This window comes from Ruegeria sp. CDSC068 (genome assembly GCF_059610545.1).
The window spans coordinates 893,011-908,049 of the sequence record NZ_JBXWNV010000001.1; the positions used below are offsets into that span (position 1 = coordinate 893,011).

At 58.6% G+C, this 15,039-nt stretch carries 14 protein-coding genes; 4 read left to right on the forward strand and 10 right to left on the reverse strand.

Annotated features, from left to right (window positions below):
* Nucleotides 1-9: 9 nt before the first annotated feature.
* The 5 genes from AC2FID_RS04315 to trkA all read right to left on the reverse strand — a co-directional run bounded on the left by AC2FID_RS04315 (nt 10) and on the right by trkA (nt 4,864).
* Nucleotides 10-294 carry a putative quinol monooxygenase gene (locus tag AC2FID_RS04315; protein WP_282168198.1) on the reverse strand — a complete coding sequence of 95 codons (285 nt, stop codon included), beginning with the start codon at nt 292-294 and terminating at the stop codon, nt 10-12.
* Nucleotides 295-312: 18 nt separating this feature from the next.
* Nucleotides 313-1,584, reverse strand: coding sequence for a GTPase HflX (gene hflX, locus AC2FID_RS04320; protein WP_108858469.1), 1,272 nt, complete (start codon nt 1,582-1,584; stop codon nt 313-315).
* On the reverse strand, nt 1,584-1,823 hold the full coding sequence (gene hfq / locus AC2FID_RS04325; RefSeq protein ID WP_005982826.1) for an RNA chaperone Hfq: 240 nt from the start codon (nt 1,821-1,823) through the stop codon (nt 1,584-1,586). Before hfq ends, hflX begins: the two co-directional genes overlap by 1 nt.
* Before the next feature lie 126 nt (nt 1,824-1,949).
* Nucleotides 1,950-3,488 (reverse strand): TrkH family potassium uptake protein, encoded by a 1,539-nt coding sequence (locus tag AC2FID_RS04330; protein ID WP_496754231.1) that lies wholly within the window; start codon nt 3,486-3,488, stop codon nt 1,950-1,952.
* Nucleotides 3,488-4,864, reverse strand: coding sequence for a Trk system potassium transporter TrkA (gene trkA / locus AC2FID_RS04335; protein WP_109311769.1), 1,377 nt, complete (start codon nt 4,862-4,864; stop codon nt 3,488-3,490). Before trkA ends, AC2FID_RS04330 begins: the two co-directional genes overlap by 1 nt.
* Nucleotides 4,865-4,960: 96 nt before the next feature.
* On the opposite strand from trkA, the gene AC2FID_RS04340 reads away from it, so the two are divergent.
* Complete coding sequence (locus AC2FID_RS04340; protein ID WP_113790140.1) at nt 4,961-5,443, forward strand: hypothetical protein; 483 nt, start codon at nt 4,961-4,963, stop codon at nt 5,441-5,443.
* Between the two features lie 12 nt (nt 5,444-5,455).
* Here the strand turns inward: AC2FID_RS04340 and ntrX are convergent, their stop codons facing one another.
* The 5 genes from ntrX to dusB all read right to left on the reverse strand — a co-directional run bounded on the left by ntrX (nt 5,456) and on the right by dusB (nt 12,700).
* Entirely contained in the window at nt 5,456-6,865 is a 1,410-nt protein-coding gene (ntrX, locus tag AC2FID_RS04345) for a nitrogen assimilation response regulator NtrX (protein ID WP_108858466.1), read from the reverse strand.
* Entirely contained in the window at nt 6,862-9,150 is a 2,289-nt protein-coding gene (locus AC2FID_RS04350; protein ID WP_496835539.1) for a sensor histidine kinase NtrY-like, read from the reverse strand. Before AC2FID_RS04350 ends, ntrX begins: the two co-directional genes overlap by 4 nt.
* Nucleotides 9,151-9,249: 99 nt before the next feature.
* Complete coding sequence (locus AC2FID_RS04355) at nt 9,250-10,617, reverse strand: response regulator (protein WP_113790137.1); 1,368 nt, start codon at nt 10,615-10,617, stop codon at nt 9,250-9,252.
* A 38-nt stretch (nt 10,618-10,655) separates the two neighbouring features.
* A complete protein-coding gene (locus tag AC2FID_RS04360; protein WP_496835541.1) occupies nt 10,656-11,720 on the reverse strand; it encodes a two-component system sensor histidine kinase NtrB in 1,065 nt (354 codons plus the stop codon).
* Nucleotides 11,717-12,700 carry a tRNA dihydrouridine synthase DusB gene (gene dusB / locus AC2FID_RS04365; protein ID WP_496733469.1) on the reverse strand — a complete coding sequence of 328 codons (984 nt, stop codon included), beginning with the start codon at nt 12,698-12,700 and terminating at the stop codon, nt 11,717-11,719. The genes AC2FID_RS04360 and dusB overlap by 4 nt, the downstream gene beginning before the upstream one ends.
* 184 nt (nt 12,701-12,884) lie before the next feature.
* Between dusB and AC2FID_RS04370 the strand changes: the two genes are divergently transcribed.
* From AC2FID_RS04370 to AC2FID_RS04380, 3 genes are read left to right on the forward strand one after another with little or no spacing between them, the layout of a single operon-like run.
* A complete protein-coding gene (locus AC2FID_RS04370) occupies nt 12,885-14,015 on the forward strand; it encodes a bifunctional 2-C-methyl-D-erythritol 4-phosphate cytidylyltransferase/2-C-methyl-D-erythritol 2,4-cyclodiphosphate synthase (protein ID WP_496835542.1) in 1,131 nt (376 codons plus the stop codon).
* Nucleotides 14,012-14,509 (forward strand): phosphatidylglycerophosphatase A family protein, encoded by a 498-nt coding sequence (locus tag AC2FID_RS04375; RefSeq protein WP_496835543.1) that lies wholly within the window; start codon nt 14,012-14,014, stop codon nt 14,507-14,509. Before AC2FID_RS04370 ends, AC2FID_RS04375 begins: the two co-directional genes overlap by 4 nt.
* Entirely contained in the window at nt 14,506-14,982 is a 477-nt protein-coding gene (locus AC2FID_RS04380) for a CinA family protein (protein ID WP_496835545.1), read from the forward strand. The genes AC2FID_RS04375 and AC2FID_RS04380 overlap by 4 nt, the downstream gene beginning before the upstream one ends.
* Nucleotides 14,983-15,039 lie beyond the last annotated feature (57 nt).

The following is a 15,039-nucleotide window of genomic DNA, read 5'->3' on the forward strand; positions in this document are numbered from 1 at the left end:
ACGCCCCGCCTAAACGCGCGTGATCTGGTAGTCGCGCGGAATGCCTTCTGTCACCTTGAACCAGGTCGAGGCTTTGGTTCGCGCTTGATGGGCGTCAAAGGCCGCTTGGTTTTCAAAAATTTCGTGTACGTTGAACCGACCGGGAATATCCGCGTTTTCTTTAACGTCGAATGTGATGCAACCCGGTTCGGCCCGAGTCAGGGCGATGTGGTCCGGCAACGCCTCCCGCACCTGTGTGACACGGTCGGCAGGCACCGAAATATGACCACGCAGAACCACCTTAACTTTTGCCATCGTGACCTCGCTTGTCGATCAAAGCGCGGCGAACTGCGCCGCTTGCTTGTCGGTCCACAATACGGTGATCTGAAATCCGTCATCCGTCTGCTCTTCGGATTGAACGACATCCTGACGGAACAGCCACGCACGCTTGTTGCCTTCGGCAAACGCCAGCGTCAGAACTGTCTCGTGCCGAACCCCTTGCAAATTAACCGCGATCTCGGCCAGCAATGGTTCGATGCCTTCGCCCGTCACGGCGGAAATGGCAAAGATCGACGGGTCGCGGTCGGCCCGGGCAAACGTGGCCTCGCGCTCATCTTCGTTCAACAGGTCGATTTTGTTCCAGACCTCAAGCCGGGGCCGTTCATCATCAACGCCCAACGAGGTCAAAATGGTTTCGACATCCCGGGCTTGCGCCTCGGTGTCTTCATGGCTGATGTCGCGCACATGCACGACGATATCTGCGCCCAAAACCTCTTCAAGTGTGGCGCGGAAGGCCGCGACCAGTTCGGTCGGCAAGTTAGAAATGAACCCCACCGTGTCCGACAGAATCACCTCGGGACCATCGGGCAGTTCAACCCGCCGCATGGTCGGATCCAGCGTGGCAAACAGCATGTCCTTTGCCATTACCTCGGCCCCGGTGAGGCGATTGAACAAAGTTGATTTACCAGCGTTCGTATAGCCCACCAACGCAACAATCGGATATGGCACCTTGGCCCGAGCAGCTCGGTGCAAGGTCCGGGTCTTGATCACCTTCTGCAATTGACGGCGCAGGCGCACAAGCTGATCGTCGATGGCCCTTCGGTCAGCCTCGATCTGGGTTTCACCGGGACCACCGACAAACCCCAATCCACCCCGCTGACGTTCAAGGTGGGTCCAGGCGCGAACCAGACGCGTACGCTGATAGCTGAGCGCGGCCATCTCGACCTGCAGCACACCTTCACGGGTACGAGCGCGGTCGCTGAAAATCTCCAAAATCAACCCGGTCCTATCGAGGATTTTAACTTTCCAAGCCTTTTCCAGATTGCGCTGCTGAACTGGGGTCACGGGACCATCGATCAGAACCAGCTCGACCTCGGCGTCATGAAACCGTTCGCCCAGCTCCTCGATCTTGCCAGTCCCGAACAACAGCCCCGGCTGGGCACGTGGCAGACGCACAATATCGGACCCGATCACATCCAGATCGGGCAAAGCGGCAGCCAGCGCCACCGCCTCTTCCAGCGCCGGTCCAGGGACACGGCGCTGTTCATCTGATTTGATTTCCGGATGCAGCACCCAAGCCCGGGTGCGCGTCCTGTCGTGTTCCATCAAGAGGCGTCTTCGCCCTCATACAGGTTGATCGGCTGCGACGGCATGATCGTTGAAATTGCGTGTTTGTAGACCAGCTGCGACTGTCCGTCGCGGCGCAACAATACGCAGAAATTGTCGAACCAGGTGATGACACCCTGCAATTTCACACCGTTGATCAGGAAAATTGTGACCGGGACCTTTGCTTTCCGTACATTATTCAGGAACGCGTCCTGCAGATTCTGTCTGTCCGAAGCCATATTATTATAATCTCGCCATTGTTCTTGCTACGCGCTGCGGACCAACGCGCTCCCTCTGGCAGAGTATGGAGTGTCGTTAACCGATATTCCAGATGAAAAATAAGGTGTCGGCAAAGGTGAGGATTCTTAGTCTCGCCAGAGGGTTGGCGTAATCAGCGCAATGATCGCCAATGTTTCCAACCGTCCGATCACCATCGCCGCACACATGGTCAGCTTTGCGCCCCAGGGCAAATCGACCAGACGGATGGGAACATCGGTGGCCAGTTCAATCAACGGCCCGGTGGTGCTGAGCGCCGCGACGCTGAGGACCATCGCCTGTTCAAACCCCGACCCCATCGCGGCCAGCAGCAGATTGAACAGTGCTGCGGTCAAGGCGAACATCATCAGGAATATCCACGCAATAAAGGCTCCGTCGCTTTGAATGCGACGGTTACCGCCGCCAATGCCACTAACGGATGAGGGATAGATCAACCGATCAATCTCGCGCGCGCCATTGAGGTACAGGGCAAAGACCCGCAACAGTTTGACCCCACCCGCCGTTGTGGCCACCCCCCCTCCGATCAGGGCGAGACCCATCAGGATCAGCCCTGGCGTGCCAAGACCGGACAATTGCTGCGCATCGTTCCAGTTTGCGCTTTCGAATCCGGCTGTGGTCAGGAAGGACAACGCCGTAAAGATCATGCCCCAGATCACGCTAAGTGCCTGAAGCGGTTCCAACTGATTGCCGATTTCCAGAACGCCGGCCCAGACGCGCGCGAACAACAGTGCCGCGACGACACCCACAATCATCAGCCCAATCCGGAATTCGGGGTCTTGGTCCAGCCGGGAATAGCCTGTGGTTGCCGTATCGGTCGAAAAAGTCAGCCGCGACAAGGCGAAGAACAGGAACAGAAACAGGATCGCCTCGCCCGTTATTCCGGCCTGCGCCCCCTCCAGCCCGCCGACCGGAGATATCCCCGACGTGGCCATGGTTGACATGGCGTGACACACGGCAGTCAGGCCGTTTTCTCCGGCGATCAGCAGCAGGATCCATATGGTTGCGGTCAGACCGGTATAGACTGGTGTCAAAGTCCGGGTCACACGGATCAGACGGCCGCGGGGGTCGACCTCTTCGCTTTGTGCAACGCCCGACACCGGGCGACCGGGCTGGCCGCGCGCTGTAATCTCGAACCCACCCAGCGACAAGGGCGCCAGAATTGCAGCCGCAGCAATCCACATTAGCAAGCCACCCATCCAGCCGACCAAAGCACGCCACAGGTGCAGCGGTGCGGTCAGGCGATCCGGGTCTGGAAACAGATCTGCACCGGTGGTGGTCACAGCACTGACCATATCAAAATACGCATTCAAAAAGGTGGTGGTGCCCAAGGCATCATGCAGCGGAATCGCCAGAAACAGCGGCAGGACGGTAAAACACCCCAGCAACACGGCCAGTTGCCCCAGCGTCCCACGTCGCGGCACCCGGTTTGATGCTGCCACAGCGATCGTTGATACCACGAACAGTCCCAGAAGGCCGGAGTAGAAAAAGGATCGCGACGTGTCGTGATCATCCAAGGCCAGCGCGTAAATCGCTGGAATCCACATCGACAACGCAGCGATTCCCGAGATCAACAGAAACAGCGGCAGCCGCTGTATCAAAGTGATCTGTTGTCTCCGAGCGCGCGCCATCAGAAGAAATCGATTGAAACCTGCATCAGGCGCTCGACCTCGGGCACGTCCTTAGCCATCGCAAAGATTGCCACCACGTCCTTTTCATCGATCCGCAGGCTGCCGGTCGGGCGCAAAAGCTCATCGCCTTTTCGGACGGCACCTACCAGAACGCCTTCGGGAAAATCGATATCCCGCAGCTTCTGCCCTGCCATGGGTGAAGTCGACAGCACCTCGGCCTCGATCACTTCTGCCTCGGCATCCCCGATAGAATAGACCTGCCGCACACGACCGTGGCGAATATGGCGCAGGATCGAGCTGACTGTGGTTGCACGCGGGTTAATGTAAGCGTCGATCCCCAGCGGCCCCATCAAGGCCACCATGCTGGGATCATTGATCAAGGCAATTGCCAAGGCACAACCTTCGGCCTTGGCCCGCACCGCAGCCAGCATGTTGGCACGGTCGTCATCGGTGACTGCCAGCATCGCGTCGGCGCGTTCGATCCCGGCCTCGCGCAACAAGGCGGCATCCAGCCCGTCGCCATTCAGGACAATCGTCCGTTCCAGTGTTTCGGCCGCTATTTCAGCGCTTTGGCGATCACGCTCGATCACCTTGGCGCGTACCCGGCTTTCTCGCTCTTCCAACGTCCGGGCCACTTCCAACCCGACATTTCCGCCGCCCACAATTACCACGCGGTCCTGCTTTTTGTGGGTCTTGCCGAAAACCTCCATCGTGCGATCCACGTCTTTGACATTGGTAAAGACATAGCATTCGTCGCCGACAAACAGCTGATCTTCGGATTCAGGCGCAAACAGCGTGCCATCGCGCCGAACACCGACAACGATTGAGCTGAGCGTCGAAAACAGGTCCGTGAGCTGCCGCAAGGGTGTGTTCACGATGGGGCAATCTTCGTCGATGCGAATGCCCAGAAGCTGCGCCTGTCCATCCATAAACATCTCAGTATCAAAGGCGGACGGGGCCGAAAGGCGGCGCATGGCAGCGGCTGCGACTTCGCGTTCAGGGCTGATCACGACGTCGATGGGCAAGTGGTCACGACGGAACAGATCCGAATGGATCGCCTGCAAATACGATTTCGCCCGCAACCGCGCGATCTTGCGCTGGATGGAAAAGATCGAATGCGCCATCTGACAGGTGACCATATTCACCTCGTCCGAATGGGTCGCTGCGATGATCATATCGGCATCACGCGCGCCTGCCCGTTCCAGCACGTCAGGATAGCTGGCAAATCCGGCAATCCCCTGAACATCCAGCGTTTCCGTCGCCCGGCGCACCAGATCGGGATTGTTGTCCACCACCGTTACGTCATTCAGTTCGCCCGACAAGTGACGTGCGATCTGCCAGCCGACCTGACCGGCACCGCATATGATGACCTTCATGTTTCTGGCCCTTCTGCCTGAAATCCTTGAATGACAGATGCCCCTATAGCGGTCAATTGAATTGTCATTCAGACAAAGCTGGGGCAAGATAACCCTATGAAATCAGTGCTTCACTTACTAATTCCGCTGACTGTCCTGTCCGCTTGCAGCGGCCCACTTTCGCTGTATTACCGCGAAGGTGAAAGCGTGTCGCGCGCGCAGTCCGAGACCACGCAATGTCAGGTCAAGGCAGTGAATGACGTTCCCGTCGCCAATCAGGTGCGGCAAAGCCCGCCCACATACTGGCCGGGACGTACTTATTGCGACAACCGGGGACACTGCTATCGCTCGCCTGGTTGGTGGGAACCCGGGCGCGTTTATACGGTCGACGTGAATGCCGGTCTGCGCAATCAGGTCGAGGCCCAATGCATGGCTAAAAAAGGCTTTCGTCCGATCAGCTTGCCACCCTGCAAACAGAGCGTAAAGTCTCAGGTTCCACCTGCGCGCACAACGAAGCTGCCGCCGCTGGGAACCCAATCCTGCTATGTGAAGTTCGACGACGGCTCATTTCAGATAATCAACCCGGGTCAGGCAGGGTAATGTCCCGGCGGATTACTCCGCCGGTTCCGGTTCGTCGATCTGCGCCACCCGCGCCCCGGATTTGTTCGAGGTCACAACACCAAGCGATTTCAGCTTACGGTGCAGCGCGCTGCGCTCCATGCCAACAAAGCTGGCGGTTCGGCTGATATTGCCGCCAAAGCGGTTGATCTGGGTCAGCAGGTACTCACGCTCGAACGCCTCGCGCGCTTCGCGAAGCGGCAGGGTTGCCAGCGCACCGGACAATACCACGCGGCCCGAGTCGTCGGTTTTCTCTTCTTCGGTCGGCAATTCGCGGGCTTCAATCGGGCCCGTTCCATCGCCCAGGATCAGGACACGCTCGATCAGGTTCTTCAGCTGACGCACATTGCCCGGCCAAGTCATGGTCTGCAACAATGCCACCGCCTCTTCCGAGATCTCGCGAATTGGCAAGCCTTGGGATTCGTTGCACATTTCGATGAAATGCTGCGCCAGAACCGGAATATCCTCGCGCCGGTCCTCCATCGAAGGCACGGCGATCGGCACAACGTTCAGGCGGTGATACAGCTCTTCACGGAACCGGTCGGCTTCGATTTCGGCATCCAGATCGCGATTTGTCGACGAGATGACCCTGAGATCCACACGCACCTTGTCAGACCCGCCTACCCGCTGGAATTGCTGGTCGACCAGAACCCGCAGAATCTTGGATTGCGTACCCAAAGGCATGTCCGCCACTTCGTCAAAGTAGATCACGCCTCCGTGGGCCTCTTCCAGCAAGCCGGATTCGATCCCGCGTTCCGTTGACTCGCGCCCGAATAGCACCTCTTCGACGCGTTCAGGCTCAATCCCTGCGCAGTTAACGGTGACGAATGGCGCGTTTGCGCGGTTGGAATGGGCGTGGATGTAACGCGCGGCAATCTCTTTGCCCGACCCGGCTGGCCCGCTCAACATCACACGGCCGTTCGACTTGGTGACCTTGTCCAACTGGCTCTGCATCGCCCGGAACGAGGCCGATTTGCCGATCATGTCCGAGTTGGTGACCTCACGCCGTTTGAGCGAGGCATTCTCGCGGCGCAAGCGCGAGGTCTCCATGGCGCGGCGGATCACGACCATCAACTGATCGATGTTGAACGGCTTTTCGATAAAATCATAAGCGCCCTGCTTGATGGCGGCCACAGCAATTTCGATGTTGCCGTGACCGGAAATAATCACCACCGGCACGTCAGGGTTGTCGCGTTTAACCGACTTCAGGATATCGATCCCGTCCATACGGCTGTCTTTCAGCCAGATATCAAGGATCAACAGACCCGGTGGCTCGGAATTGATCGACGACATACACTCGTCCGAGTTTGCCGCCAGCCGGGTTGAATAGCCTTCGTCCTCCAGAATGTCGGACACCAGTTCGCGAATATCGCGTTCGTCATCTACGATCAGAATGTCGCTCATCTTTGGCCTGCTTTCAGTTTGTTAGTATGAATTGCCTGCTTTTGTGGCGCTGCAGTCTGGGAAATTTTGCCCCCCGGCAAACGGATCACGGCCATCGCACCGAAATGGTCCTGTCCGTCAAAAACGGGCGCGTCTTCCAGGGTCAGCGCTCCGCCATGTTCTTCTATGATTTTCTTGACTATGGGCAGGCCCAGACCCGTGCCCTCGTCGCGTGTAGTGACATAGGGTTCAAACAACCGCGCCCGATCTTCGGGCAGCCCTATGCCATTGTCCGCTATTGTAATGACCGTCCCCGCATCATCGTTGGAAATGTCCACTTTGATCTGTGGCTTCAAATTTTCTGGCGGGTCTTTTTTCTTAAGTGTTTCAATGGCCTCGCCCGCGTTCTTTATCAAATTCGTCAGCGCTTGGTTCAACATCGTCGCGTCTACATCCGCTAGGATGGGCTTGTCCGGTAGGGTCGCGTCGATCTGCACATCCGGCTGTCCGGCTTGCTGCAACAGAACAGCTTCGCGCACCAAGCCGACGACGTCTTCCTCACGCCGATCGGGTTCAGGCATCCGCGCGAATTTTGAGAATTCGTCCACGATCCGCCGCAGATCGTTGGTTTGCCGCACGATCACATCGGTCATGGATACAAGGCTGTCACAATCCTCTTCGTCCAGTTTGCGCGAGAATTTGCGCTTGATCCGTTCCGCGCTGAGCTGGATGGGCGTCAGCGGGTTCTTGATCTCATGGGCAATACGGCGGGCCACATCGCCCCAGGCCGCCATGCGCTGTGCACTGACCAGATCGGTCACGTCATCGAAGGCCACCACGTAGCCCTCCAGCCCTCCATCTTCGCCGCGCCGGATCGCCATGCGCACCAGCAGATTTTCCAACCGCCCCTTACGCGTGACCTTAACCTCACCCTGCACGGCTTCTTGACCGCTGGCTTTCAGATTTTCGAACAAGGGAAGGAATTCGGGGACCGCGATGCCGATGGCTAATTGTTCTTCACCGCGCGACCAATCCAGAAGACGCTCGGCTGAACGGTTCACGAATGTGACGCATCCATCCGAATCGACGCCGACCACACCAGACGTCACCGAACTAAGCACCGAATCGAACAAGCGGCGGCGGCGTTCGATCTGACGCGTATTTTCCAATAACGTGTCGCGCTGCCCTTTAAGTTGCCGCGTCATCTGATTGAAATAACGACCTAACATGGCGATTTCGTCATCGCTGGCCTCTTCGATGACCTGAACGCTCAGATCCCCGGCGCCGACCCTTTGTGCGGCTGTAGTCAGACGGCCAACCGGGCGCGACAGGCGTTCAGCGAACCACATCCCCAACGACATCGCGGCAAGGATCAGGATGACCGCAAAGCCCAGGTACAGGAGCCCGAACTCGAAAAGAACCCGGCCCCTTTCACTTTCAAGCTGTTGGTAGAACTGAACCGTTTCCTTGGTGTCATCCAGCAATTTCAGCAGTTCGCCATCCACCTCGCGGCTAACATACAGATACCGGTCCAGATAGGCCTGCAACGGCGCCAGCGCGCGGAACTCGTTGTTTTGCCAATCGGCAATGATCAGAAGGCCGCTGTCGGTTGCTTCAACCATCTGCTCCGGTGTCGGCGGTTCATAGTTGAACAGGTAAGACCGGTCGCCACGGGATTTGATTTCTCCACTGCCATCAATGACATAGGCCTCGCGCAAGCCCCGCTGAATCTGCGATTGTCCCTGTGCCAGAACCTCGCGCAGTTCGGCGTCCGAGATGTAGAAGTCCAGTGTTCGCGCATTGTCGAGGAAACGGGAAAGAACGATAGCGTCCTGTGTCAGGCCGCTGCGGTGCTCGAGCTCATAGGCCTCGGCCGCGGACAGGGATGATCCGACAACCTGACGGACCCGATCCGAAAACCATCCTTCAAGCCCGATATTCACTGTAAGGCCGGCAAAGATTGCAACGGTCACTGTCGGCACCAGAGCCAGCAAGGTGAACGCACCGATCAGCCGCAGGTGCAGACGAGACCCGGCAGATTTTGCCCGGCGCGCAGCGATCAGACTGAACACCTGCCCCAAAACAAGTGCTGCAACGACCAGCACATAGACCAGATCCGCCAGCAGAATCAGTCGCAGCGTGGGCGCTGCCGAACCCAAATCAAACGGACCGATGACCAGATACGTGGCCAACGCCAGAAGCGGCCCCAAAAGGACCAGCCCCAAGGTGCTAAAATTGCGCAGCTTTCGGGATTTCCGCCACCGATCAATCGATAGGATCAGCCCGCTCTGTGCTCGGGTTGCCACCGTCTGCCCTCATCCTGATGTGCCGCTTACGCGGCGTACCGCCATATCTCGTGGTCGTTGCCGGGCATGTACCCGGATGCCACGCTTTGTGTGGCGATATTACATCAGTTTGCGTCGGCGTGTCACCTGAATATCGAGATCCGTGATTTTTTTGCGCAGCGTATTCCTGTTGATCCCCAGCAAATCCGCACATTTCGCCTGATTTCCGCCGGTTGCGTCCAGTGCCTGCTCGATCAAGGGGCCCTCAACCTCGCGTAGGATGCGCTGATACAGGCCCGGAGGTGGCAACAAATTGCCGTGCAGATCGAAATAGCGACGCAAATGACGGGCCACAGAGGCCGAGAGTTTCTCCCTTTCGCCGTCACCAAGAATCGGTTCCGCTTCGGGCTGACTGCCCAAAACCATCTCAACCTCGGCTTTCGATATTTCTTCGGCCCGGCTGGTCAGGCTTAAACGTCGAATCGCGTTTTCCAGCTGTCGCACATTACCGGGCCAGGAATACCGACGCACCAGCTCTACCGCCTCGGGGCTGAGCCAGCGCTTTGTGCCATGTTCCCGTTCCTCGCGGGCAAGGAAGTGATCAACCAGCAGGGTGATATCGTCCACCCGCTCGCGCAGCGCAGGCACATGGATCGTCGCGCCGCACAGTCGATAATACAGATCCTGACGCACCCGCCCGCTTTCCATCGCTTCGGTCAGATCCGATTGGCTGGTCGCCATAAAACGCGGAAGATGATCGCCGGGCGTGTCCATCATCCGGACAATACGTGCCTGGACCTCATCTTCGATATCAGCGATTTCATCAATCAACAGAGTACCGCCCCGCACCCTGGCCATAATGCGCGCGGGCCCTTCGAGGTCACGCAGATCACCGGCAGTCGCAGTGACGAAGGGCAGCGTGCGTCGGTCCGAGAAATCATGAATAGCGCGTGCTATCAATGACTTGCCGGTGCCACTTTCACCGGAAATCATGACCGAAAGATCGGTATTCATCACGCGTGCCACAAGGCGATACAGCGCCTGCATCCCCGGAGTGCGCCCAACCAGAGGCAGCTCCTCAGGACGGTCTTCGGCCGGTACGACCGCATCCGCCTGCACGCGTTGCTTTTGCTCCAAGGCCCGTGCGGTCCGCTTCATCAGGTCCGGCAGGTCAAAAGGCTTGGGCAGATAGTCATATGCGTCCGCTTCAGCCGCCTGAATGGCGGTCATGATCGTGTTCTGCGCCGAGATCACGATGACCGGCAGCCCCGGACGGTCCTGCGCGATTTTTGGCAACATCTCGAGCCCGTTGCCATCCGGCATGACGACGTCAGAGATTACAACATCCCCTTTGCCCTCGCCGACCCAGCGCATCAGAGTGGTCAGCGAGGATGTCGCATGCACCTTGCACCCCGCCCGCGTCAGGGCTTGGGTCAGTACGGTTCGGATTGTGCGATCGTCATCTGCGACCAGAACTGTGCCATCCATCAGGTGCTCTCCTTACTATCTCTGCCCGGTTGTCCATCTCAGGTCGCGGCGCGCGGCGCGCGTCTGAGGGACAGGCGGAATACGGTGTGTCCCGGAACCGACTCGGCCAAAATCCAGCCGTCGTGGTCCGAGATGATTTTACTGACCAGCGCCAGCCCAAGACCGGTGCCGTTTTCCCTGCCCGACACGAACGGATCGAAAATGTCGCTGCGGATCTTGTCCGGCAGCCCTGGACCGTCGTCGATGATTTCGATCTGCAGGGGCAAAGAATGCCCCGAACCGTCGCTGCGGCGCAGCCGGAAGGAATGTTCGAAATACGTCCGCAGGCGGATTGTCCCGCCTTTAGGGGACGCCTCGGATGCATTTTTGAGCAGGTTCAGCACCACCTGCAAAAGTTGATCCGGGTCACCATAGGCCAGCGGCAACGAGGGGTCGTAATCTTCGATGATTGTCATATGCGCGCCAAAGCCCAAGAGTGCCGAGCGCCGCGCACGGTCCAGAACGTCATGGATATTGACCGGTTTGAAATCTGGCTGGGTCAGGTTTCCAAACTGCTCGACCTGCTCTAACAGCTTTACGATCCGACGGCTTTCAGCAACGATAAGATCTGTAAGCTCAAGGTCTTGTTGGCTAATATTCATGCTCAGAAGCTGAGCGGCCCCGGTGATCCCCGCCAACGGGTTCTTGATTTCATGCGCCAGCATTTCAGCCATGCCAATCGCCGATTGCGCCGCAGATTTCACCGTGTTGCCCCGCGTCATCCGCCCCGCCAGTTCGCGTGGGGACATGGTCATGATCATTGACCCCGGATGCCCAAGCAGCGGCGCAATTTGCAAAGCGCATTGCAGCGGCGCCCGATTGCCCGATCCCACATCCACGTCATTCACGAACAGCGGAGTGCCCTGTTGGCGCGCACGCAAAAACGCTTCTTCCAGTGGGGCATCCACGGCGATCTGGTCCCAGACCGGGTGACCGATAACTGCGTTGCGGGAGGCGTTCAGGAACCCCTCTCCGGCGGAATTCACATCGGTGATCCGGTCATCGGCATCAATGATGAAGGCCGGAACCGGCAGCGACGCCCAGATGTTCTGGTCCGAGGTCATGCTGCTGCCTCTGCGTCGCCGTGCAGGGCATCGCCCAACAGGCGCAGCACCTCGGCGGTATCCCGCGAGGTCAATACCGCACGGCGAAGGGTTGCCGGGGTCGCGGCCTCATCCATGTACCAGCCCAGATGTTTACGTGCCACGCGCAGCCCTAGATCGGTGCCGTAAAAGTCCAGCATCGCCTCATAATGACCGCGCACCATGTCGATCAAGTCGCCATTGGCGGGGATGACCGGCGCTTGTGCGCCATATAAATCGTGGCACATCTGGGCCAGAAGCCATGGCTTACCCTGTGCCCCGCGTCCAACCATGACGCCATCGGCGCCTGAGTGGTCCAAAGCCGTGCGCGCTGCATCAGTATCTACGATATCCCCGTTCGCGATGACGGGGATCGAGACCGACTCTTTCACCGCACGGATCGCTTGCCAGTCCGCGCGTCCCTTGTAGAACTGGCATCGCGTACGCCCGTGGATTGTGACCAGTTGGATGCCCGCACCTTGCGCCCGGCGCGCCACATCCGGTGCGTTCAGCAGGTTGTCGTCCCAACCCAGACGAGTTTTCAGAGTGACCGGAATGTCGACAGCCTCGACCACGGCCTCAATCAGCGTCAGCGCGTGGTCCGGCGTCTTAAGCAGCGCCGAACCGGAATAGCCGTTCGTGACCTTTTTTGCCGGGCAGCCCATATTGATGTCGATCACCCGCGCGCCACGATCGGCCACCTGACGCGCAGCCTCGGCCATCCAATGCGCCTCGCGCCCGGCAAGTTGAACAGCGGTGTTTTCAACGTCAGCAGACAGCTCGGCCCGTTCCCGCACGCCCGGTTTGGCCTGCACCATTTCCTGACTAGCGACCATTTCGCTGACGACCATGCCCGCGCCAAAGCGCATCACCAGATCGCGGAATGGTCGATCGGTGATCCCGGCCATCGGGGCCAGCATGACCGGCGGATTTAAGGTTTTGTCGGCGAGGTGCAGGGTCAACGTGCTTAATCCTTGGGCAGTTGCGTCTTAGATATCGAATTCGGCGCATATGAACAACAAAACGGCAGGAAACAAGCTTGCAAAATCACCACTTGCCTATTTTTTAAGCAACTTGACGCGGGTGATTGCCTCTACATTCACCGCAGCTTAAACACTGCGCTCAAATCATCGGAGAATTCGCCCAATGACCACCGCCGCCATCATCGTCGCCGCAGGACGCGGATTGCGCGCCGGAGGCGGCATTCCCAAGCAATGGCGACCATTGGCCGGACGCAGAGTTGCGGATTGGACCATCGACCGGTTTCGCCATCAGGTCGATCATATTGTTCTGGTGCTGTCCGAGGATGATCAAAACGCTTGGGATGAGTTTTTAGGCTCTGATCTGCTGCTGGCAAAAGGTGGCAGCGATCGTGCCGGGTCGGTACGGAACGGGCTGGATGCATTAGATGGGCTGGGGATCGAACATGTCCTGATTCACGACGTCGCCCGCCCCTGCTTAAGCAGCCAGACTATTGCGGACGTCCTGACCGCCCTGACCAAGCATGAGGCTGCGGCACCCGGTCTGGCTGTTACAGATGCGCTCTGGACCGGTGACGAAGCCGCTGTGACCGGAACGCAGGACCGGACGGGTCTTTTTGCGGCGCAGACCCCACAGGGTTTTCGCTATGACGCGATTGTCGCGGCGCACGCGGCCCATTCTGGCGGCGCGGCGGACGATGTCGAGGTCGCCCGCGCCGCTGGCATGAACGTGGTGATCGTGCCAGGCGATGCCGATAACATCAAAATCACAAGACCCGAGGATTTTGCCCGGGCGGAACGCGTATTGGGGACGGACATGGATGTGAGACTGGGCAACGGCTATGACGTGCATCGCTTTGGCGACGGGGATCACGTAATCCTGTGCGGAGTGAAGATTCCGCATGATCGGGGGCTACAGGGCCATTCGGATGCGGATGTCGGCATGCATGCGGTTACAGATGCAATCTATGGCGCGCTGGCGCAGGGCGATATTGGCCAGCACTTTCCGCCCTCGGATCCGCAATGGAAGGGCGCAGCAAGCGAGATATTCCTCCGCCACGCGGTCGAGCTGGCGGAGCAGATGGGTTACAGCATCTCAAATGTCGATTGCACGCTGGTCTGCGAATTCCCCAAGATCGGTCCGCACGCACCCGCGATGCGTGAAGAAATGGCGCGCATTATGGGGCTGCACGTCGATCAGATCTCGGTCAAGGCGACCACGTCCGAACGCCTTGGTTTTACCGGGCGAAGCGAAGGCATCGCCTCATTGGCGACAGCTTGCCTGGTGAAGTCATGAACGCCGCGCGATTGATCGGGACCGTTTGCGGCGTCGGATATCTGCGCCCTGCACCCGGAACATGGGGATCTTTGGCCGCCCTGCCCCTGGCCTGGGTTCTGCATACGCTGGGCGGTTTTCCCTTGTTGGTCATCGCCACTGTGGCCGTTTTTGTCGGTGGCCTGTGGGCAACCAAAGTGATGACTGCTGGGCAGGAAGATCACGACCCGTCCGAAATCGTCATCGACGAAATTGCCGGGCAGTTCATCGCGCTTTGGGCCATTTCCTACCCATCTTGGGCACATGGAATTGATATCACAGCCCTTTGGCCCGGCTGGATCGCAGGTTTCCTTCTGTTTCGCCTGTTCGACATCACCAAACCCGGCCCAGTGGGTTGGGCTGATCGCAAAGGTGATGCGATGGGGGTGATGCTGGATGATGTGATCGCCGGCGTCTTTGCCGGGATCGGCATTCTGATTCTCGCCGGCATCTCACACGGTGTTCTGGGCCTATGAATGTCGCCAGCTTGCTTGACCGCGCCAAGTCGCAAGGCGTGATGATCGCGACAGCCGAAAGCTGCACCGGCGGCATGGTCGCTGCTGCGCTGACGGATATCCCGGGCAGCTCGGCCGTGGTGGATCGCGGGTTTGTCACCTACACCAATGACGCCAAGCAGCAGATGCTGGGTGTACAGGCCGAAACGCTAGACGCCCATGGTGCGGTGTCCGAAGAAGTGGCACAGCAGATGGCTGATGGCGCGTTAAGAAATTCAAAAGCGCAACTTGCAGTGTCCATCACCGGCATCGCAGGCCCTGGCGGATCCGAATTCAAACCCGAAGGCCGCGTGTGTTTTGGATTGGCTGCGAAGGGACAGAAGACGATAACCGAAACCGTGGAATTCGGCGCGTTGGGGCGTGACAAGGTCCGGCTGGCCGCCCGTGATCATGCCTTGGACCTGTTGTCGCGCGGCCTTTCGTCAATTGCTTAATAATCTAGCACTCCACTCATTTTGGCGCTCATTTAATCACCGGTTCACAAAAGGCCC